This window comes from Corynebacterium ciconiae DSM 44920 (assembly GCF_030440575.1).
Classification (GTDB): domain Bacteria; phylum Actinomycetota; class Actinomycetes; order Mycobacteriales; family Mycobacteriaceae; genus Corynebacterium; species Corynebacterium ciconiae.
On the sequence record NZ_CP047189.1, the window covers coordinates 1,334,724 to 1,354,895 of the forward strand.

At 62.4% G+C, this 20,172-nt stretch carries 17 protein-coding genes; 7 read left to right on the forward strand and 10 right to left on the reverse strand.

Going from position 1 to position 20,172, the window contains the following annotated elements; genetic code table 11:
- Nucleotides 1–268 precede the first annotated feature (268 nt).
- On the forward strand, nucleotides 269–3,073 hold the full coding sequence (acnA, locus tag CCICO_RS05895; RefSeq protein ID WP_018019737.1) for an aconitate hydratase AcnA: 2,805 nt from the start codon (nucleotides 269–271) through the stop codon (nucleotides 3,071–3,073).
- A gap of 88 nt (nucleotides 3,074–3,161) precedes the next feature.
- Nucleotides 3,162–3,725 (forward strand): TetR/AcrR family transcriptional regulator, encoded by a 564-nt coding sequence (locus CCICO_RS05900; protein WP_018019738.1) that lies wholly within the window; start codon nucleotides 3,162–3,164, stop codon nucleotides 3,723–3,725.
- Here the strand turns inward: CCICO_RS05900 and CCICO_RS05905 are convergent.
- Nucleotides 3,722–5,401, reverse strand: coding sequence for a formate--tetrahydrofolate ligase (locus CCICO_RS05905; RefSeq protein WP_040357734.1), 1,680 nt, complete (start codon nucleotides 5,399–5,401; stop codon nucleotides 3,722–3,724). The genes CCICO_RS05900 and CCICO_RS05905 overlap by 4 nt on opposite strands.
- Nucleotides 5,402–5,476: 75 nt before the next feature.
- Between CCICO_RS05905 and CCICO_RS05910 the strand changes: the two genes are divergently transcribed.
- The 3 genes from CCICO_RS05910 (at nucleotide 5,477) to CCICO_RS05920 (ending at nucleotide 8,016) form a co-directional block, all read left to right on the forward strand.
- Nucleotides 5,477–6,229, forward strand: coding sequence for a glutamine amidotransferase (locus CCICO_RS05910; RefSeq protein ID WP_018019740.1), 753 nt, complete (start codon nucleotides 5,477–5,479; stop codon nucleotides 6,227–6,229).
- 95 nt (nucleotides 6,230–6,324) lie between these two features.
- Entirely contained in the window at nucleotides 6,325–6,594 is a 270-nt protein-coding gene (locus CCICO_RS05915) for an ACT domain-containing protein (protein WP_018019741.1), read from the forward strand.
- Nucleotides 6,595–6,642: 48 nt separating this feature from the next.
- Nucleotides 6,643–8,016 (forward strand): PFL family protein, encoded by a 1,374-nt coding sequence (locus CCICO_RS05920; RefSeq protein ID WP_018019742.1) that lies wholly within the window; start codon nucleotides 6,643–6,645, stop codon nucleotides 8,014–8,016.
- Between the two features lie 112 nt (nucleotides 8,017–8,128).
- On the opposite strand, the gene CCICO_RS05925 is transcribed toward CCICO_RS05920, so the two are convergent.
- Entirely contained in the window at nucleotides 8,129–8,305 is a 177-nt protein-coding gene (locus tag CCICO_RS05925; protein ID WP_156809857.1) for a hypothetical protein, read from the reverse strand.
- Between the two features lie 253 nt (nucleotides 8,306–8,558).
- Entirely contained in the window at nucleotides 8,559–10,190 is a 1,632-nt protein-coding gene (locus CCICO_RS05930; RefSeq protein WP_026161453.1) for an ABC-F family ATP-binding cassette domain-containing protein, read from the reverse strand.
- 150 nt (nucleotides 10,191–10,340) lie between these two features.
- Between CCICO_RS05930 and CCICO_RS05935 the strand changes: the two genes are divergently transcribed.
- Nucleotides 10,341–11,498, forward strand: coding sequence for a lycopene cyclase family protein (locus CCICO_RS05935; RefSeq protein ID WP_018019745.1), 1,158 nt, complete (start codon nucleotides 10,341–10,343; stop codon nucleotides 11,496–11,498).
- Between the two features lie 10 nt (nucleotides 11,499–11,508).
- Here the strand turns inward: CCICO_RS05935 and CCICO_RS05940 are convergent, their stop codons facing one another.
- The 7 genes from CCICO_RS05940 to CCICO_RS05970 all read right to left on the reverse strand — a co-directional run bounded on the left by CCICO_RS05940 (nucleotide 11,509) and on the right by CCICO_RS05970 (nucleotide 18,192).
- Nucleotides 11,509–11,922: a metal-sulfur cluster assembly factor gene (locus CCICO_RS05940; RefSeq protein WP_018019746.1), complete on the reverse strand. Its 414-nt coding sequence runs from the start codon at nucleotides 11,920–11,922 to the stop codon at nucleotides 11,509–11,511.
- Nucleotides 11,923–11,938: 16 nt separating this feature from the next.
- The gene (gene sufU / locus CCICO_RS05945) at nucleotides 11,939–12,406 is read right to left on the reverse strand and encodes a Fe-S cluster assembly sulfur transfer protein SufU (protein WP_018019747.1); all 468 of its coding nucleotides are present in this window, start codon (nucleotides 12,404–12,406) and stop codon (nucleotides 11,939–11,941) included.
- Between the two features lie 145 nt (nucleotides 12,407–12,551).
- Nucleotides 12,552–13,811 carry a cysteine desulfurase gene (locus CCICO_RS05950; RefSeq protein ID WP_018019748.1) on the reverse strand — a complete coding sequence of 420 codons (1,260 nt, stop codon included), beginning with the start codon at nucleotides 13,809–13,811 and terminating at the stop codon, nucleotides 12,552–12,554.
- A gap of 69 nt (nucleotides 13,812–13,880) precedes the next feature.
- A complete protein-coding gene (gene sufC / locus CCICO_RS05955; RefSeq protein ID WP_018019749.1) occupies nucleotides 13,881–14,639 on the reverse strand; it encodes a Fe-S cluster assembly ATPase SufC in 759 nt (252 codons plus the stop codon).
- Nucleotides 14,640–14,774: 135 nt separating this feature from the next.
- Nucleotides 14,775–15,971, reverse strand: coding sequence for a Fe-S cluster assembly protein SufD (gene sufD, locus CCICO_RS05960; RefSeq protein WP_018019750.1), 1,197 nt, complete (start codon nucleotides 15,969–15,971; stop codon nucleotides 14,775–14,777).
- A 5-nt stretch (nucleotides 15,972–15,976) separates the two neighbouring features.
- Complete coding sequence (sufB, locus tag CCICO_RS05965; RefSeq protein WP_018019751.1) at nucleotides 15,977–17,410, reverse strand: Fe-S cluster assembly protein SufB; 1,434 nt, start codon at nucleotides 17,408–17,410, stop codon at nucleotides 15,977–15,979.
- Nucleotides 17,411–17,412: 2 nt separating this feature from the next.
- Nucleotides 17,413–18,192 carry a helix-turn-helix transcriptional regulator gene (locus tag CCICO_RS05970; RefSeq protein WP_083878296.1) on the reverse strand — a complete coding sequence of 260 codons (780 nt, stop codon included), beginning with the start codon at nucleotides 18,190–18,192 and terminating at the stop codon, nucleotides 17,413–17,415.
- Nucleotides 18,193–18,416: 224 nt separating this feature from the next.
- Here CCICO_RS05970 and mptB point away from each other — a divergent pair, with 224 nt between their 5' ends.
- Nucleotides 18,417–20,102 carry a polyprenol phosphomannose-dependent alpha 1,6 mannosyltransferase MptB gene (mptB, locus tag CCICO_RS05975; protein ID WP_026161454.1) on the forward strand — a complete coding sequence of 562 codons (1,686 nt, stop codon included), beginning with the start codon at nucleotides 18,417–18,419 and terminating at the stop codon, nucleotides 20,100–20,102.
- Nucleotides 20,103–20,172: the final 70 nt, after the last annotated feature.

Sequence of the window (20,172 nt, forward strand, 5' to 3'; positions counted from 1 at the left end):
GCTACCATGGTGAGATAGGTGCGACGAGGCGCATTCCGCGTTTTTTACCCCCGCCATGGGGCGTAAGCGCTGGTTGCACCGCGTTGCCCACCCAATCTTTACTAAACAGAACGAGCGTACTGTTATGCTGGTTGGGAAACGCTTCGGATACCTGTGCCCATGTACGTGAGTAGCACGGATTCGGGGCGCAGCGAGGGCGGAGTCAGCCTACGACGAGCCGCCTGCTCGCAGCAGTTCACTCATAATTTTCTAGGAAACGGAGCTTTACGTGACTGAAAGCAAAAACTCCTTTGATGCGAAGAAGACGCTCGAGGTTGGCGATAAGTCTTATGACTACTTCGCTCTCGACGCCGTCGACGGCATGGAGAAGCTGCCCTACTCCCTGAAGGTTCTCGGCGAGAACCTTCTGCGTACCGAGGACGGGCTGAACACCACCGCCGATCACATCAAGGCACTCGCCAACTGGGATCCGGAGGCAGAGCCGGACACCGAGATTCAGTTCACCCCAGCCCGCGTGCTCATGCAGGACTTCACCGGTGTGCCCTGCGTGGTGGATTTGGCCACCATGCGTGAGGCTGTCTCCAGCCTGGGCGGCAACCCTGATCAGGTGAACCCCCTGAACCCGGCTGAGATGGTTATCGACCACTCCGTGATCGTGGAGGCCTTCGGTCGCTCCGACGCTCTGGAGAAGAACGTGGACATCGAGTACCAGCGCAATGAGGAGCGCTACAAGTTCCTCCGCTGGGGCGCGGAGAACTTCTCCAACTTCCGCGTGGTTCCCCCGGGAACCGGCATCGTCCACCAGGTGAACATCGAGTACCTCGCCCGCGTCGTCTTCGACAACGAGGGTCTCGCCTACCCGGACACCTGCATCGGCACCGACTCCCACACCACCATGGAAAACGGCCTCGGCATCCTCGGTTGGGGTGTCGGCGGTATCGAGGCTGAGGCCGCTATGCTCGGCCAGCCCGTGTCCATGCTGATCCCGCGCGTGGTGGGCTTCAAGCTCACCGGCGAGATCCCTGCCGGCGTGACCGCCACCGACGTGGTGCTCACCATCACCGATATGCTCCGCCAGCACGGCGTGGTGCAGAAGTTCGTTGAGTTCTACGGCAATGGCGTGAAGCAGGTTCCGCTGGCCAACCGCGCCACCATCGGTAACATGTCTCCGGAGTTCGGCTCCACCTGTGCGATCTTCCCGATCGACGAGGAGACCACCAAGTACATGCGCCTGACCGGCCGCCCCGAGGAGCAGGTTGCCCTCGTGGAGGCTTATGCCAAGGCCCAGGGCATGTGGCTGGAGCAGGACGCCCCGGAGGCCAAGTACTCCGAGTACCTCGAGCTGGATCTCTCCACCGTCGAGCCCTCCATCGCTGGCCCGAAGCGCCCGCAGGACCGCATCAAGCAGTCCGAGGCCAAGGAGCAGTTCCGCAAGGACCTCCCCGACTACTGCTCCGCCGAACCCGTCGATGCCTCCGAGCCTGCCAAGCGCATGGACCACGAAGGCCCCACCGGCGAGTCCGATGCCAACACCAACTACAACGCCTCCCGCGCTGGTAACGGCGAGTCCGCTGCCGAAGGCGCCGAAGGCCGTCAGTCCAACCCAGTTGTTGTGCAGTCCCCGAACGGTGGCGAGTTCACTCTTGATCACGGCATGGTGGCTATCGCCTCCATTACCTCTTGCACCAACACCTCCAACCCCTCCGTGATGCTCGGTGCCGGCCTGATCGCCCGCAAGGCTGCGGAGAAGGGCTTGAAGGCGAAGCCGTGGGTGAAGACCATCTGCGCCCCCGGTTCTCAGGTTGTGGACGGCTACTACAAGCGCGCCGACCTGTGGAAGGACCTGGAGGCCATGGGCTTCTACCTTTCCGGCTTCGGCTGCACCACCTGTATCGGTAACTCCGGTCCGCTGCCGCAGGAGATCTCGGATGCCATCAACGAGCACGACCTCACTGCCACCGCGGTGCTCTCCGGTAACCGTAACTTCGAGGGTCGTATCTCCCCCGATGTGAAGATGAACTACCTGGCCTCCCCGATCATGGTGATCGCATACGCCATCGCCGGCACCATGGACTTCGATTTCGAGACCCAGGCGCTGGGCCAGGACCAGGACGGCAACGATGTCTTCCTCAAGGACATTTGGCCCTCCACCCAGGAGATCGAGGACGTCATCGCCGAGTCCATCTCTCGCGATATGTACGTCGAGGACTACGCCGATGTGTTCAAGGGCGACGAGCAGTGGCAGTCCCTGGACATCCCCACCGGCAAGACCTTCGCGTGGGATGAGGATTCCACCTACATCCGCAAGGCTCCCTACTTCGATGGCATGGAGCCTGAGCCGGCACCGGTGGAAGACATCCACGGCGCTCGCGTGCTCGCCAAGCTGGGCGACTCCGTGACCACCGACCACATCTCCCCCGCGTCCTCCATCAAGCCCGGCACCCCTGCCGCGCAGTACCTGGATGACAACGGCGTGGAGCAGCAGGACTACAACTCCCTGGGTTCGCGTCGTGGTAACCACGAGGTGATGATGCGCGGTACCTTCGCCAACATCCGTCTGGCGAACCAGCTGGTGGACGTCACCGGCGGCTACACCTTGGACTTCACCAAGGATGACGCCCCGCAGTCCTTCATCTTCGACGCCTGCGAGAACTACAAGGCCGAGGGCACCCCGCTGGTCGTGCTCGCCGGCAAGGAGTACGGCACCGGTTCCTCCCGCGACTGGGCAGCTAAGGGCACCCTGCTGCTGGGCGTGAAGGCCGTGATCACCGAGTCCTTCGAGCGTATTCACCGCTCCAACCTCATCGGTATGGGCGTGATGCCGCTGCAGTTCCCGGCTGGCGAGTCCCACGAGTCTCTGGGCCTGACCGGCCACGAAACCTTCGACATCACGGGCATCGAGGAGCTCAACAACGGCTCCATCCCGAAGTCCGTGCACGTCACCGCCACTGCCGAGGACGGCTCCACCACCGAGTTCGACGCCGTTGTGCGTATCGACACCCCCGGTGAGGCCGAGTACTACCGCCACGGCGGCATTCTGCAGTACGTGCTGCGCAACATGGTCAAGAGCTAAGCCCTAGCTCAGACATGAGACAAGGCGGGCAGGACGCATCCAATGCCACCTGCCCGCCTTTGTCGTGAAGAAAGTAGGTGCGGGACGTATGCCTCGAGTCAGCTCGAGTGATCTTAATCAACGCCGCCAAGGCATTCTTGACGCGGCGCGGGCCTGCTTTGCCCAACACGGCTACGAAGGCGCCACGGTACGCCGGTTGGAAGAGGCCACCGGTAAATCACGCGGCGCGATCTTCCACCACTTCAGCGATAAAGAGCATCTCTTTTTAGCCCTCGCCCGCGAGGACGCCGCCCGCATGGCCGAGGTCACCGCCCGCGAAGGGCTGGTAGAGGTGATGCGCGATATGCTGCATCACCCCGAGCGCTATGACTGGCTGTCCACCCGGCTGGAGATCTCGCGTATGCTGCGCACCGATCCGCACTTCCGTGCCCTGTGGCAGCAGCACCAAGCGGTACTCGACGAGGCCGTGCGCGCCCGGCTCAGCGACAATGCCGCCCGTGGCCGCATGCGCGCCGACGTGGATGTAGACGTGCTCTTGGTGTATCTCGAAACGTTTATGGATGGCTTCATCTCGCAGTTGGTGAGCGGCCAAGAACCTGCCCACTTAGAGCAGGTTCTCAACCTCATCGAGGAAACCATCCGCGGTCGTTAAAACAGCCCAGAGATTGTCCCGTTGCCATCGACATCAATGCCGTTGGCGGCGGGCTTTTTCGGTAGCCCCGGCATGGTCATCACGTCCCCAGTCAATGCCACTACAAAGCCCGCTCCGATCTTGGGGATCAGTTGGCGCACATGCAGCGTGTGCCCCTCCGGCGCGCCAAGCTGGCTGGGATCATCCGTAAAGGAGTATTGGGTCTTCGAGATCACCACGGGCAGGGTGTCCCACCCGTGCTCGCGCAACACCTGCAGATCCTTGTTCGCCTGCTTGCTCAACTCCACATCTGCCGCCCCGTAGATGGTGGTGGCGATGGTGCGAATAGAGGCTTCCACGCCCTCGGCCGGATCATAGAGCGGCGTGGGGTTGTTGCGACCAGAGGCCATCTCCTCGCTCACCGCAGCGGCCAGCTCGGCCGCCCCCGCGCCACCCTCAGCCCATACGCGGGTATCCACCACGGCGAAGCCGGTGCGCTCGGCCCATTCCTGCATGATCTGCCGCTCGGCGTCGGTGTCGGAGACGAAGCGGTTGAGCGCCACCACGGGGTGCGCGCCGATGGTGTCGATGTTGCGGCAGTGCCGCTCTAGGTTGGCCAGTCCGCGCTGGAGCGCCTCGAGGTTTTCTTGGTTAAGCTCGGCGCGCTCTACCCCGCCGTTGTACTTCAGGGAGCGAATGGTGGCGACCACCACCACCGCATCCGCGGAGATCTCGCCCATCCGGCACTTAATGTCGAAGAACTTCTCTGCGCCCAAATCCGAGCCGAATCCGGCCTCAGTCACCACCACATCGGCATGACGCATAGCGGTGGTGGTGGCAATCAACGAGTTGCAGCCGTGGGCGATATTGGCAAAGGGACCGCCGTGCACGAGCGCAGGGGTACCGCCCAAGGTCTGAACCAAGTTGGGGTGAATGGCATCGGCCATGAGGGCGGTCATGGCGCCTTCCGCATTCAGATCCCCGGCAGTCACGGGATTGCCATCGGTGCTGAAACCGATGACGATGCGGGCAAAGCGTGCCTTGAGATCCTCCAGATCGCTTGCCAAGCAGAGAATCGCCATGATCTCGCTGGCGGCGGTGATATCGAATCCGGTCTCCCGCGGCACCCCGTGAGCGCGGCCGCCGAGGCCGATCACCGTGGTGCGCAGGGCGCGGTCATTGACATCCAGGCAGCGCTTCCACGTGATCGTTCGCGGATCGATGTTGAGCTCATTGCCTTGGTGCAGGTGGTTATCGATCATTGCGGCGAGGGTGTTAGTCGCCGTGGAGATAGCATGGAAATCGCCGGTGAAGTGCAGGTTGATATCTTCCATGGGCACGACCTGCGAGTAGCCACCGCCGGCGGCGCCACCCTTAATGCCCATGACGGGCCCCAGCGAAGGCTCGCGCATGGCCACGATTGTGTTGTGGCCGGCCTCGCGCAGGGCATCTCCAAGGCCGATGAGGACCGTGGACTTTCCCTCTCCCGCTGGGGTGGGAGACATGGCGGTAACGAGAACCAGTTTCGCGTCGATCGGCCGGGATGCGCTTGAGGTGATGTCTACCTTCGCCTTGCGCGTTCCATAGGGGATCAATTCGCTTTCGTTGAATCCAGCGCGGCGGGCAATGTCAGTGATGGGCTCGAGGGTGTGAGCCTGGGCGATATCTACGTCCGAGGGTTGGGTGTGAGAACTCATAACGCCCATGGTAATGAAAGCTGCCACACACCATCTATTGACAAAATAGACCAAGCGGTATGTAGACTGTCTGCCATGCGTACTTTCTTGGTGGTTTCCCCTCGTCCGGGCCATGCCGTGGCCCGTGCTGAATTCGATGATTTTCTCGGCACCGCCGGGCTCGATGCCACCGAGATGGAGCACTACATGCTCGACTCTCCCTCTGCCCAACTGCCGGATCTGAGCCGCTACGCAGGGGTGTTTATTGGCGGCAGCCCCTTCAATATCACCAACGAGCACTACAGCGATCACCAGCTAGCGGTGCACGAACAGATGACTACCATCCTCAACTCCCCTGTTCCGAGCCTGTTTGTCTGTTTCGGCACCGGCTTCAGCCAGGTGACCCGCGGCGGCGAGGTGGGCCAGACCCACCCGGAGGTAGCTGGTCTAACGACAGTGACGCTCAGCGACGCCGCCTCCACGGACCCATTGACCGCGGGCGTACCGAGCCACTTCCAGGCGATGACTGGCCATAAAGAAAACGTGGTTACCCCCGCCCCAGGCTCCACGGTGCTTGCCACCGGCCCCGGCGGTTTCGTGCATATGCTGCGCACTCACGAGCACTCATGGGCCACCCAATTCCACCCGGAGATGAACGCCTCCGGGATGAAACGGCGCATGAGCTTTTATATGAATGACGGCTACTTCGACAAAGAGGACTTCGAGCGCATCTGCGCCGAGCTCGATGCCGCCGATGTCACCCCCGCCCACCAGATCGTGCACAATTTCATCGCCTTCGCCCGCGACTACAGCGCGCAGGCCCACGCGGTGCAGGCGCCCGCGGTCTAACTGCGCGGGCACCTAGCTGTGAAGTGGCTGCGAGGTGGCGTCGATAAGCGCGAATGGGGCTATCGGCATGTGGGGGATGTGGTCTAATAAAGACCATGATCGCAATCATGACAGTCACCGGTTTGGATCACACCGGAATTATCGCCGCCGTCGCCACCAAGTGCGCCGAGTTGGATGTGAATATTCTCAACGTCTCTCAGACCATCATGGATAAGTATTTCACCATGATTTTGCACTGCGAGTTCGATGATTCCGTTCGGGGAATCTCCGCTATTCAGGACGCCATGAAGGACGTGGAAGAGGCGCAAAAGCTGGTCATTCGCGTGCAATCGGAGTCCATTTTCTCCGCCATGCACCACATTTAGCGGGAACGCTCCCCACAGCAGACAGCAGCCAAGCAAGAGAGAAGACACATGGACTCCCGCTATGGTCATGGCAATAGCCTTGACATCCTTGAAACCATCGACATGATCGAGCGCTACCGTCTGGATATTCGGACGGTGACAATGGGCATCAACCTCATGGGGTGCATCCGCTCCACCATGAGTGCTACCGCCGAGGCCGTTTATGAGCGCGTGGTCTCGGCCGCCGAGAATCTCGTTCCGGTGTGCACCGAGATCGAGCGCGAACTCGGCATGCCGATCGTGAATAAACGCATCTCCATCACCCCTGTTGGGGTACTCGCCTCCGCCGTTGAGGGAGATCCCGTAGAGATCGCCCGCGCCCTTGATCGCGCGGCAGCCCAGGTGGGGGTGAACTTCATCGGCGGCTATTCCGCGCTGGTGGATAAGGGCGCCACCGCCGGCGAAAGGCGCCTCATTAACTCCCTGCCCGAGGCCTTGAGCACCACCGAGGTGGTGTGCGGCTCGGTGAATGTGGCGAGTTCGCGGGCCGGTATCAATATGAATGCGGTGGCGAAACTCGGCCATGTCATTAAGGAATGCGCAGCCAACACAGCCGACCAGTCCGCCATCGCGTGCGCAAAGCTGGTCGTGTTCGCCAACTCCGTATCCGATAATCCTTTTATGGCCGGCGCCTATCACGGCCTCGAGGAACAGGACGTGGTGATCAACGTCGGTGTCTCCGGTCCTGGTGTGGTCGATCGAGCGGTGGGAAGCCTCCAAGGGGCCACACTGAATCAGGTGGCCGAGGAGATTAAACGAGCCGCCTTTAAGATCACCCGCACCGGCCAGCTCGTGGGAGTAATGGCTGCTGAAAGGCTCGGAGTGGAGTTCGGCATCGTCGATCTCTCCCTTGCCCCCACCGCCGAACTCGGAGACTCCGTGGCCCATATTCTCGAGCACATGGGCCTCGACCAAGTGGGAACCCACGGCACCACCGCAGCTTTGGCGCTGTTGAACGATGCGGTGAAAAAGGGCGGGATGATGGCATGTTCCCGTGTGGGCGGGCTCTCAGGGTCGTTCATTCCCGTGTCCGAGGACAAGGGCATGATCGACGCTGTGCGCTCCGGGGCCATCAGCATCGACAAGCTGGAGGCCATGACCGCGATCTGTTCGGTGGGCTTCGATATGATCGCCATCCCCGGCGATACTCCGGCTGGGACCATCTCGGGGCTTATCGCCGACGAGGCTGCTATCGGTGTGATGAACCATAAGACCACCGCCGTGCGCGTGATTCCCGTGCCAGGCGCGCAGGTGGGCGACGAGGTGGATTTCGGTGGGCTCCTGGGATACGCGCCGGTCATGCCCGTGAACACTGTGGGCAACCAAGCCTTCATCGACCGTGGCGGCTTCATCCCCGCCCCGGTACACGGCTTCCGCAACTAGCGCCAATCCGCACACAGCGCTCCACCCGTCGATCAGGTGGGGCGCTGCAGTGTTTTTGCTCGAGTCCGAGGGTTGTGTCGCACGTGGCGGCGGCCACGTGTCGCGGTGCTGTTTAAGCGTTTTCCAGCTCTCTCCACGTCCAGAGTTGCCAGCGCGGCAGAAACCACAATCCGATGCCGCCCCACGCATCGAAAATCACGATGATCGCTATGCCCACCCACACCCAAGAAAGATCCAGCCACAGCACTACTGGGCTATCAGCCCTATCTTCGGCGTATTCCGTGCTCATACGGGTGCAACGACTAAGAAGAACCCGACTAAAGGCCGCCCCTGTGACACAGAGTAAAGCAGCTGAGACGTGGCGGTGGCCGTGGCTTGCCAACACGAGCGCGATCGCCGCAACCCCCAGACCACAGCACAACAGCCACCGAGCTCTAATGATCCGTTGTCCCATAGCCCGACATTGTAGCGAACGCCTAATGGGCCGTAGGCTGATCTCAGCCACGGGCGCCCGAATACTGCGGCCTGCGGGTTTACATACCCTAGGCTAGCTCCACAATCTCGAGGTAGGACTCGTTCCACAGATCCTCGGTGCCATCCGGCAGCACGATTACCCGCTCCGGCTCTAGGGCTTCCACCGCTCCAGGATCGTGAGTGACCAGAACCACCGCGCCTGTGTAGGTCCGCAGGGCGTCCAGAACCTGCTCGCGCGACTGGGGATCAAGGTTGTTGGTGGGCTCATCCAGGAGCAGCACATTGGCGCGGGAGCTGACCAGCGTGGCGAGGGCGAGGCGGGTCTTTTCACCACCGGAAAGGGTGCCGGCGCGCTGCTGCAATTGATCACCGGAAAACATGAACGCGCCGAGCAGTCCGCGTAGGTCCTGTTCACCGGCGTCGGGGCAGGCGTTGATGGCGTTGTCCCACACGCTCGCCTCGGTGTCGATCGTGTCATGCTCCTGGGCGAAGTAGCCTATTTTCAAGCCGTGACCGGTGACGATCCCGCCCTCGCCGTCGGTACGTTCCACCCCGGCGAGAAGCTTAAGCAGAGTGGTCTTTCCGGCGCCGTTGAATCCGAGCACCACCACCCGCGAGCCTTTGTCGATGGCGAGGTCCACTCCGGCGAACACTTCGAGCGAGCCATACATTTTGGTCAACCCCTGCGCATTGAGCGGAGTCTTGCCGCAAGGCGCAGGCGTGGGGAAGGAAATGGAGGCCACTCGGTCGCTCACACGTACCTCGTCGAGCGAGCTAACCATCTTCTCTGCGCGGGCAGCCATCTGCTTGGCTGCTTTCGCCTTGGTGGCCTTCGCCCCCAACTTTGCGGCCTGCTGCTTAAGAGCTGCGGCCTTCTTCTCGGCGTTGGCGTGTTCGCGGCGGCGGCGGGCTTCGTCCGTGGCCCTGGCGTCGAGGTATTTCTTCCACCCCATGTTGTACACATCGGCTTCGCCACGCACTGCGTCAAGGAACCACACCTTGTTACAGACGGCCTCGAGCAGCTCCACATCGTGGGAGATCATGATGAGTCCACCCTCGTGCTTGGCCAAGAAATCCCGCAGCCACGTGATCGAATCGGCGTCGAGGTGGTTGGTGGGCTCGTCCAAAAGCAGCGTGGTGGCCGAACGACCCGATCCAGCAGTAGCGGCGAAAAGGATCTGTGCCAGCTCCACCCGTCGACGCTGCCCGCCCGATAAGGTCTTAAGCTGCTGTTCCAGCACCCGCTCCTCGAGCCCAAGGGCGTGACAAATCCGAGCGGCCTCGCTATCGGCCTCATAGCCACCGAGGGCGTGATAGCGCTCTTCAAGGCGGGCATACTTTTTAATAGCCGCATCGCGCTTGGTATCGGAGAGCGTGGATTCCATGATCTCTTGCTGCTTGTCCATGCTGCGCCGAATCTGGTCCAGCCCGCGGGCGGAGAGCACGCGATCACGCGCGGTCTGCTCGATATCGCCCTCTTTGGAGTCCTGGGGCAGGTAGCCGATCTCGCCACTGCGGGTCACGGTGCCGCCATAGGGCTCGCCCTCGCCCGCGAGGATACGCATGGTGGTGGTTTTACCGGCGCCATTGCGCCCCACGAGGCCGATACGATCCCCGGGTTGCACACGCAGATGCTGCCCCGGTGCGTGCAGCAGGGTGCGGGCGCCAACTCGGACTTCAAGATCATTGGTTACAATCACAAACAGCCAAGATAGCAGGTGCACCGTAGCTGCCATGCGCCGAGGCGGCAGGAGCGAGGATCGCCCTCCGGCTATCCTTAGGCCTCCACCCCGCGGCGCCGCGTCTCGGGCGCCGGCACTATCCGGATCCATCATGCTAGGAGGACGATCGTGCGGCTCGCGGTTCTCGGCTTGGGACCTGCAGGCGCGATGGTAGCGCTGCGCGCCGCTGCTCGCGGCTGGAAGGTCGAGGCCTATGATCCCCGCGGGCTGCGTCAATGGAGTGCAACCTATGGGCTCATTGAGCATCAGCTACCCGCATGGCTCGAGCCGTTTCTTAGCCCCGCCACGAGCATGCAGGCCACGGATGCCCGTGGCAAGCTGCGGCCGCTCCCCTTCTGCTATCGGATGCTGGATAACGCGGCTGTCTACCACGCCCTTGATCGGCTTTGCGCACAAGCTCAAGTGCGTATATCCACCACAGCCATCACCCACGCCTCCCAGTGTAAGGCGGATGCGGTGATTGATTGCCGCGGGGCGAATGTTCGCAGCGCGGTGTGGCAGGTGGCCGTGGGCTGGGTAATTGCGCACCCACCGCCAGAAAATCAGCCGGTGTTCATGGACTGGCGCCCATCTGGCCCCTATTCCGATGATCCGCCGAGTTTTCTCTACATTCAGCGGGCTCACGGGGCGTGGCTGTGGGAGGAGACAATCCTTGCCACCGCTGATGAGTGCACCGATGCAGCAACCAGGCAACGCCTCACAGCCACTCTGCGCGCCCGGCTCAGTACACGGCTTTGTGCCCTCGGAATCGATGCGGCAGCTGCGGACGAGGAAGTGGTGTTTATTCCGATGGGCACCGTGGGCCGCCCAGTGCCTGGGGCGCGGGCTTGCGGGGCGAAAGCAGGGCAGATTAATCCCGCGACCGGCTATTCGGTGGGTGATACTGCACGCGGCGTCGATGCGCTGCTCGATGAGCTTGATCCCACCCAGCGACGTGCATCCACGGTGCAGCTGCGGCGCGCCGCCCAGAGCGGTGTAGCCCGTGCACAGCGCTGGCTGGCGCATGCGTTGCGCAATGTTGGCGCTCAGTTGATCGTGTCTGCCTCGGGGGCAGACCTGCGGGATTTTTTTGGCTGTTTCTTCACTCTGCCCGCGGCCGATCAGCTGGCCTATATCACCGGTGAGAACGGCGTCGCGGTGGCGCGCACCATGTGGCGGCTGCGTGGGCGGGTTGGACTCGGCCACGGCTTCCTACGTCCGTTGTGGACGAGACCGTGGTCGATTCTGCCGCCAGCTCTGCTGCGTAGTAGCTCGAGGCGGCAGTGAAAGCGGAGCGTTAGACGGAGTAGCCGAACGCGCGCAGCTGCTCGCGGCCTTCCTCAGTGATCATCTGCGGGCCCCACGCTGGCATCCACACCCAGTTGATCTTCAACTCAGTGATCTCTTCGAGGTTGGAGAGCACGGCCGTGTTGGCTTGCTCCTCGATCACTTCCTGCAGTGGGCAGACTGGGGAGGTGAGCGTCATGTTCAGCATGGCGGTGCTCTCCCCTTCGATCCAGATGTCGTAGACCAATCCGAGATCGACCACGTTGATGCCGAGCTCGGGATCGATGACATCCAAAAGGAATTCCTCCACCTTGCCGGCGAGGGCGAGCTGCTCGGGGGTACGCTCGGCCGGCGGCTGCGGCTGCGACGGGGTCGTGGAGGTGGTGGATTCCTCGGTGGAGTCAGTGGTGTTTTCTTCAGACATGCGTCCTCGCTTCAGGCTAGGTGGTGGTGTTGTGCTCGGTGGGGCCGGCGCCGGCATCGTAGGTGGCGGCTTCAAAGGCCTTCCATCCCAGTAGTGCGCATTTGACGCGGGCGGGGTACTTGGACACTCCGGCGAAGGCAATGCCATCGCCGATGATCTCATCGTCGCCTTCGATGGTTCCGCGGGAGGTGACCATCTTTTCAAACTCGGCGAGGATCGCGAAGGCCTCGTCCACGGACTTGCCCACGATCTCCTCCGCCATCACCGAGGTGGAGGCTTGGCTGATCGAGCATCCGATCGCCTCATAGGACACATCCTCCACGGTGCTTTTGTCCTCGGAGAGAGTCACCCGCAGGGTCAGTTCATCGCCGCAGGAGGTGTTTACGTGGTGTACTTCCGCGTTGAAGGGTTCCCGCAGCCCTGCGTGTTGGGGGTTTTTATAGTGATCAAGGATCACTTCTTGGTACATGTTTTCCAGCTTCATCAGTCTGGGTTCGCCCTCCTGGAAGTTAAAAATTTATCTCTCGCCCGGCTGTGCTGCGCCGCGCGCTTATCGACGCCCACCTGCACTCAACCATGTGCCCCGAGCCTAGCCGCATCGGCGGAGGAGGCTCGGCGACACACGCTGCTTAGCGGTTGAGCCCAAAGAAATCCCGGGCGTCGTTGATGGCCGCCACGAGAGCGTCAATCTCCCACTTCTCGTTGTAGAGGTAGAAGCTTGCCCTAGCGGTGGCCTGCACGCCAAGGGTGGTGTGGGCCGGCCAGGCACAGTGGTGGCCCACGCGGATGCACACACCGTGATCATCCACGACCTGTCCCAGATCGTGCGGGTGGATGCCATCGACGACGAAGCTGACTGCACCGCCACGCCGGTCCGCAGTGGTGGGACCGACAATACGCAGCCCCTCGATGGTCTGTAGCCGCTCCAGGGCATAGGCAGTGAGCTCTAGCTCATGGGCTGCAATGGCCTCCATGCCCACCTGCTCTAGGTAGGCGACGGCCGCGCCGAGCCCCACTACTTGGCTGGTCATCTGGGTGCCGGCTTCGTAGCGCTGCGGGGCAACGGTGTAGGTGGAGCCTTCCATGGTCACCTTCTCAATCATGGAGCCGCCGGTGAGGAAGGGCGGCAAGGTATCCATGAGTTCTTGGCGGCCATAGAGTGCTCCCACCCCGTTGGGGCCGAGCATCTTATGGCCGGAGAAGGCGGCGAAGTCCACGCCCAGCTGGTGAAGATCCACCGGCATGTGCGGCACGGACTGGCAGGCGTCGAGTACGAAAAGGGCTCCAACCTCGTGGGCGCGGCGCACCGCTTCTTCCACGTCGAGTACCGCGCCGGTCACGTTGGACTGATGCGTCAGCGCCACCACAGCGGTGTTTTCATTCAGCTCAAGCGAGTCGAGATCAATGCGCCCGTCCCCGGTGCTGCGATACCAACGCAGGCGAGCGCCGGTGCGGCGAGCCAGCTCCTGCCAGGGCACGAGATTGGCGTGGTGTTCCAGCTCGGAGACCACAATCTCATCGCCGGCGGAGACCGCGTAGTCTCCCGCGCGCTCATCGCCCAGGATATAGGCGACCTCATTGAGCGCCTCGGTGGCATTTTTGGTGAAGGCGATCTCCCCCACCGAGGCGCCAACGAAACGGGCGATTCTTTCGCGTGCTTGCTCGTAATCGTCAGTGGCTTCCTCTGCCAGCTGATACGCCCCGCGGTGTACCGGCGCGTTGTGGTGGAACAGGAAGTCACGCTCTGCGTCCACCACCTGGCGGGGGCGCTGGGCGGTGGCACCAGAATCGAGATAGATCAGCGGGCGCTGCTCACGCACCGTGCGGCCCAAGATGGGGAAATCCTGCCGGATCCGCGCGGTATCGACGTGGCTGGGCTGAGCTGCCATGGGTGATTCTCCTCTGGGGTGTGTGAGTGAACGTGACACGGCGGCAGCGCCGCCGGGGCCTGATCGGGGCTAGTTGATGAACTTCTCGTAGCCCTCGGCCTCGAGCTGCTCGGCCAGCTCTGCCCCACCGGACTGCACCACGCGCCCTGCGGCAAAGACGTGCACATAGTCTGGCTTCACGTAGTTGAGGATGCGCTGGTAGTGGGTGATCATCAGCACGCCGCCGTTCTCGCGCTCCTTGTAGCGGTTGATGCCCTCGGACACGATACGCAGTGCGTCCACGTCCAGACCAGAGTCGGTCTCGTCCAGCACGGCGAACTTCGGCTTCAGCAAACCGAGCTGCAGCACCTCGTGGCGCTTCTTCTCGCCGCCGGAGAAACCCTCGTTCACCGAGCGCTCAGAGAAAGCGGGGTCGATAGACAGCTCGTCCATGGCGGTGCGTGCTTCCTTGACCCAATCGCGAATCTTCGGGGCCTCGCCACGCACGGAGGTGGCGGCGCTGCGCAGGAAGTTGGCCATGGAAACGCCCGGCACCTCGGTGGGATACTGCATGGCGAGGAACAGGCCGGCGCGGGCACGCTCGTCAACGTCCATATCCAGCAGGTTCTCGCCGTCGAGAAGCACCTCGCCTTCGGTGATCTCGTAGCGGGGGTGTCCCGCGATGGCATAAGAAAGAGTGGACTTGCCGGAGCCGTTGGGGCCCATGATGGCGTGGGTCTCGCCGGAGTTGATGGTGAGGTTCACGCCGTGCAGGATCGGCTTCGGCTGCTCGTTTTCGTCGGCCGGCACAACCTGGGCGTGCAGGTTCTTGATCTCAAGAGTGCTCATGAGTGGTGTGTATTCCTAACTGTGGTGAATGGGCACCAGCAGGTGGTGCCATGAAACATAAGGTGTGGCAGGGGCGGACACGGCAGTGGCAGACTGCCTAGCCGCACGCGGTGGTACACGCGCCCAGTGGAGGCGCTAGAGCACCGTGGTGGCCAGCTCCTGCTCCACCATGTTTTCCAGGTTGTCGCGGATGCTCTGAATCGGGATCCGCTTGATCACGTCGGTGAAGAAGCCGCGCACAATCAGCATCTTGGCCTCGGCCGCGGGAATGCCGCGGGACTGGAGGTAGAACATGTGCTCGTCGTCGAAGCGGCCAACGGTGGCGGCGTGGCCGGCACCCACGATCTCTCCGGTTTGGATCTCCAGGTTCGGCACCGCGTCGGCGCGTGCGCCCGGGGTGAGCAACAGGTTGTTGTTCTTCTCGTAGGTATCGGTGCCGGTGGCCTCGGGGCGGATGAGCACATCGCCGATCCACGCGGTGCGGGCTTCGGAGCGGCTGGACTCGCCGGTCGATTGCAGCGCGCCCTTGTAGAGCACGTTGGAGCGGCAGTTCTTAATGGAGTGGTCCACCAGCAGGCGCTGCTCGAAGTACTGGCCGGAGTCGGCGAAATATAGTCCGAGGAGCTCGGCATCGCCACCGGGGGCGGTGTAGCGCACATGCGGCACCGCGCGCACAACCTCGCCGCCGAAGGCAGCATAGTAGTGGCGCACAGTGGCATCAGCGCCCACCATCAGGTGCGAGTTGGACAGGTGAACGGCATCGTCCTCCCAGTCCTCAAGCACCACGGTAGTCAGCCGGGCATTATCGCCGATGACAAACTCCACGTTGTCGGAGTGCGCACCGGAGCCCTCATAGCGCAGGAACACGACAGCCTCCGCGCTTTCTTCCACCTCGATCACGACGGTGCCATAGGAAACAGCGTCGGCGCCGGGGCCGGTGATGGTAATCACCACGGGCTCCTCGAGCGCTACGTTCTTGGCCACCTTGACGTAATCAGCGACCGGGGAGTTTTCCCATGCCTGCGCTGCGGCGCGGTCGACGGGAGCGCCGGCACGGCCGAGCACGGGATCATCCATACCGAGCTCGCTGACGCTCACACCCTCACCTGCGCCGGTGACGGAGATAGCGGCGCGCTGTCCCTCGGCGGCGCTGCCGTCGTGCAGGCCACGCAGCTTACGCATGGGGGTAAAGCGCCAGTCCTCGTCGCGCCCCTTCGGGATGCCGAAGTCGGCGGTGGAAAACGATGTGAAGCGATCGCCCTTGGTTTGGTAGTCGGTGCCGGCACCGACCGGGCGGATTGTCGCTTCGGTTTCAGTTAGGGGAGTTGGCATTGTGCTTAACCCACCGATCCTTCCATCTGCAGTTCGATCAAGCGGTTGAGCTCGAGGGCGTATTCCATCGGCAGCTCCTTGGCGATCGGCTCCACGAAGCCGCGCACGATCATGGCCATAGCCTCGTCCTCCGGAATACCGCGGGACATCAGGTAGAAGAGCTGATCCTCCGACACCTGCGACACTGTGGCCTCGTGACCGAGAGTCACGTGGTCATTGCGGATGTCGTTATAGGGATAGGTGTCCGAGCGGGAGACGCTGTCCACCAGCAAGGCGTCACATTCCACATTGGAAGTGGAATGGTGGGCGTCCTTATTAATTTGCACCAAACCGCGGTAGGCGGCACGGCCGCCGCTGCGGGCCACCGACTTGGAGACGATATTGGAGGAGGTATAGGGCGCCATGTGCGTCATCTTTGCGCCGGTGTCCTGGAACTGTCCCTCGCCGGCAAAAGCCACAGACAGCACCTCGCCCTTGGCGTGGGGGCCTGTCATCCACACGGCCGGGTACTTCATGGTGACCTTCGAGCCGATGTTGCCATCGACCCACTCCATGGTGGCACCCTCTTCACACTTGGTGCGCTTGGTCACCAAGTTGTAGACGTTATTGGACCAGTTCTGAATGGTGGTGTAGCGGCAGCGGCCGCCCTTCTTCACGATGATCTCCACCACGGCGGAGTGCAGCGAATCCGACTTATAAATCGGAGCGGTACAGCCCTCGACATAGTGCACGTAGGCGTCCTCGTCCACGATGATGAGGGTGCGCTCGAACTGACCCATGTTTTCGGTGTTGATGCGGAAGTAGGCCTGGAGCGGAATATCCACGTGCACGCCCTTGGGCACGTAAATGAAGGAGCCGCCGGACCATACCGCAGTATTCAGCGCGGCGAACTTATTGTCGCCGGCGGGGATCACGGTGCCGAAGTGCTCCTTGAACAGCTCGGGGTGCTCCTTAAGGGCGGTATCGGTGTCGAGGAAGATCACACCCTGGGCCTCGAGGTCTTCACGGATCTGGTGGTAGACCACCTCAGACTCGTACTGGGCGGCGACACCGGCCACGAGGCGCTGCTTCTCTGCCTCGGGGATACCCAGCTTGTCATAAGTGTTTTTAATGTCCTCAGGCAGATCGTCCCACGTCTGGGCCTGCTCCTCGGTGGAGCGGACGAAGTACTTGATCTGGTCAAAGTCGATGCCGCTGAGGTCCGCACCCCAGGTGGGCATGGGCTTCTTATCGAAGATGCCGAGCGCCTTGAGGCGGTTGTTCAGCATCCACTCCGGCTCGTTCTTCTTAGCGGAGATATCGCGAACGACGGCCTCGGACAGGCCACGCTGGGCGGAGGCGCCAGCCTCGTCGGAGTCATGCCAGCCGTAGTTGTAGGGGCCAATGGACTCAATGATCTCGTCATCTGAGGACGGAGCAGTGGGTGTTGCTTGAGTCATGTTCAGCTCCTTTCTTCAGGAGTGTGGTCTATGGGTGTTAAGGGAATGTTGGTCGTACAGATTCCGTGCCCCTCGGTAATGGTGGCCAGTTGTTGCACGTGTTGGCCGAGTAGCTCGGATAGCGCCTCATGCTCTGCGGCGCACAGCTCCGGATGCTCCGAGGCCACGTGCGAGATGGGGCAATGGTGGTGGCAAATCTGTACGCCTCCACCAGCTTCTTTGACCTCGGATGCATAGCCATTGGCATTGAGCGCATCCGCGACCTGTTGGGCTGTTTTAAATGTCGAGTCTTCATCGTCCGCCGCAGGGTCCACGTGCGCAAGCAACTGGGCTACGCGCTGCCGCGCGAACTCGCGCACGGCCTCGGACCCACCGGTCTCCCGCAGCGCATTGATAGCAAGCACAGCGAGGGTGTCATAGTCGTGCCCGAAATGGGCCCGGCCTTCGTCGGTGAGCTGGAATGCTTTGGCTGGTCGGCCGCGCCCACGCGCGCGGGTGGAGCGAGGCTCCACTGTTTCCGCTAGGGCGTCGTCGACCAAGTTATCGAGGTGGCGGCGCACACCTGCTGCCGACAGTCCCAGCGCCTTGCCCAATGCGGAGGCCGTCATCGGGCCTTGTTTAAGCAAGGTCATGAGGATCTGTTTGCGGGTGTCACCATCCGTCGAGCGGGTTTCCACATCGCTGCGCTTCTTCTCCTCACTACGAGCATGTTCGCTCCGAGAAGCAGAAGCCGCCCGTGGCCCACCGGACGGCGTGCTGAGACGAGAAACAGAGTGCGTCATGTGCGCGTTCACCTCCTTACATTCTTATTGATGGGCAACTCGCGTCTCATTATAAGACAACACTAGTGTTCCTTAATTAGCCGGGGGCCTGCTAACGCCCTCCGCCCCGCGCGCCATGGACACCTACGATGTCCTAGGCGTGTTTTAGACTCGTAGCTGTGTCGGATACCCACAAGCCCCGCCGCCGGCGCGCGGCCGCAGCAGCAGACAACTTCAAGGCGACCCTGCCGCGCCTCGGCCACGCTGGGTCTCGCTCAGCCAGTCTGCACGTCGGCGCAGAGGACGAGGCAGGTGGATCCACCATTGTCCGCGCCGCTACTGGGCATGATCTGCTCCCGGTGTCGAGCTCGCGGGCACCGCGACAGCTCGACCCCTTGCAGCTTGCTCGCTTTGCGACGCTACGCTGGCTCGGCACCCTCGGGGCCTTGATGCTTGCCCTCGGCGGCCTCGGAGCTGGGGCCAAGCCGGTGTTGGGAGATCCCTACACCTCCTTTCCCGGCGGCTCCCTGATGGGCCGGATGATTCAAACCTCATCCATCTTGGTCATCACCGGTGCAGGGTTGATGGTGATCGCGTGGTTGCTCATTGCCCCTTTTGTGGGCGCGGACCTCACCAGCCCCCGCCGCTCACGGGTACTGGTGTCCACATCCATGTTGGTGCGCACTTTCGCGGCTTGGGTAGCTCCGATCTTCTTCACCGCTCCCCTATTTACCCAAGACATCTATTCCTATTTGGCCCAAGGCGCGATTGTTGACCGCGGGCTCGATCCCTATAGTGCCGGCCCAGTGGACATTTTGGGCACCGATGATGTGCTGGCTCGTTCGGTGCCGCTGATCTGGTCCCACTCCCCCTCTCCCTATGGGCCGGTGGCCCTAGGCATTGCATCCACTATCGCGCGCATCACCGGCGATTCGATCGCGGCCGGAGTGTTTGCCCACCGCATCATCAGCTTGATCGGCATGGTGCTGGCTGCGTGGGCACTGAGTAGGCTTGCCCTGCGCTGTGGCGTGTCTGTGCAGGCGGCGCTGTGGCTTGGCATCCTTAATCCGCTCGCCATCCTGCACCTCGTGGGTGGGATTCATAACGAGTCCATCCAGCTCGGGCTCGTGCTTTTGGGCATGGAGTTGGGACTGCGGGGTATCGACCGGCTCAGCGCCATTAATGGGCCAGCTTGGTATGCCTGGGCTCTCGTTATCGGCAGCGGCGTGCTCATCTCCGCGGCGGGCATGGTGAAGGTCACCGGTTTCATCGGTCTTGGCTTCATTGGCATGGCACTGGCAAGGCAGTTGCATCTGCGCGGACAGCGCACCGCCTTGGCTGTGGCCAGTGCCGGTGCCGTGCAGGTAGGGGTGCTGGTGGCCTCCGTCGCGGGTGTCACCGCCCTCACCGGAATTTCCACCGGCTGGATCAGCGGCCAAGGCGGGGCCGCGACCATCCGTTCCTGGCTATCATTGACCACCGATATCGGAGTGATCGGCGGCTGGATCGGGATGCTGCTCGAGCTCGGCGATCATACCGAGGCCTTGCTGGTGATCACCCGCGGCGCCGGGCTGCTCTTAGCGGTGGCGTTCATGCTCCGCATGCTCTTTGCTACATACCGCGGCACGATCCACCCCATTGGCGGTCTGGGGGTGGCAACTTTCATCCTCGTTATTCTTTTCCCCGTAGTGCACCCCTGGTACATGTTATGGGCAATCCTGCCGCTGGCCGCTTGGGCCAATCGACGCCTCTTCCGCGCCGGGGCGGCCGGCTACTGCGCCCTACTCAGCCTATTCATCATGCCGCGCGGACTCTCGCTACCACCAACCACCGTGATCGCCATTTACGTCGGCTCTGCCCTGCTTGGGATCGTTTTCCTCACCATGGTCTACGTGTTCTTGCGCCGACGCGGGATCGTTGGCTGGGGCTGAGCGTCGATAAGCATGCTGCACCAAGGCGCGCCACGTCGGACAGGTTATCTCCTGCGGCGGCTGGGTATCC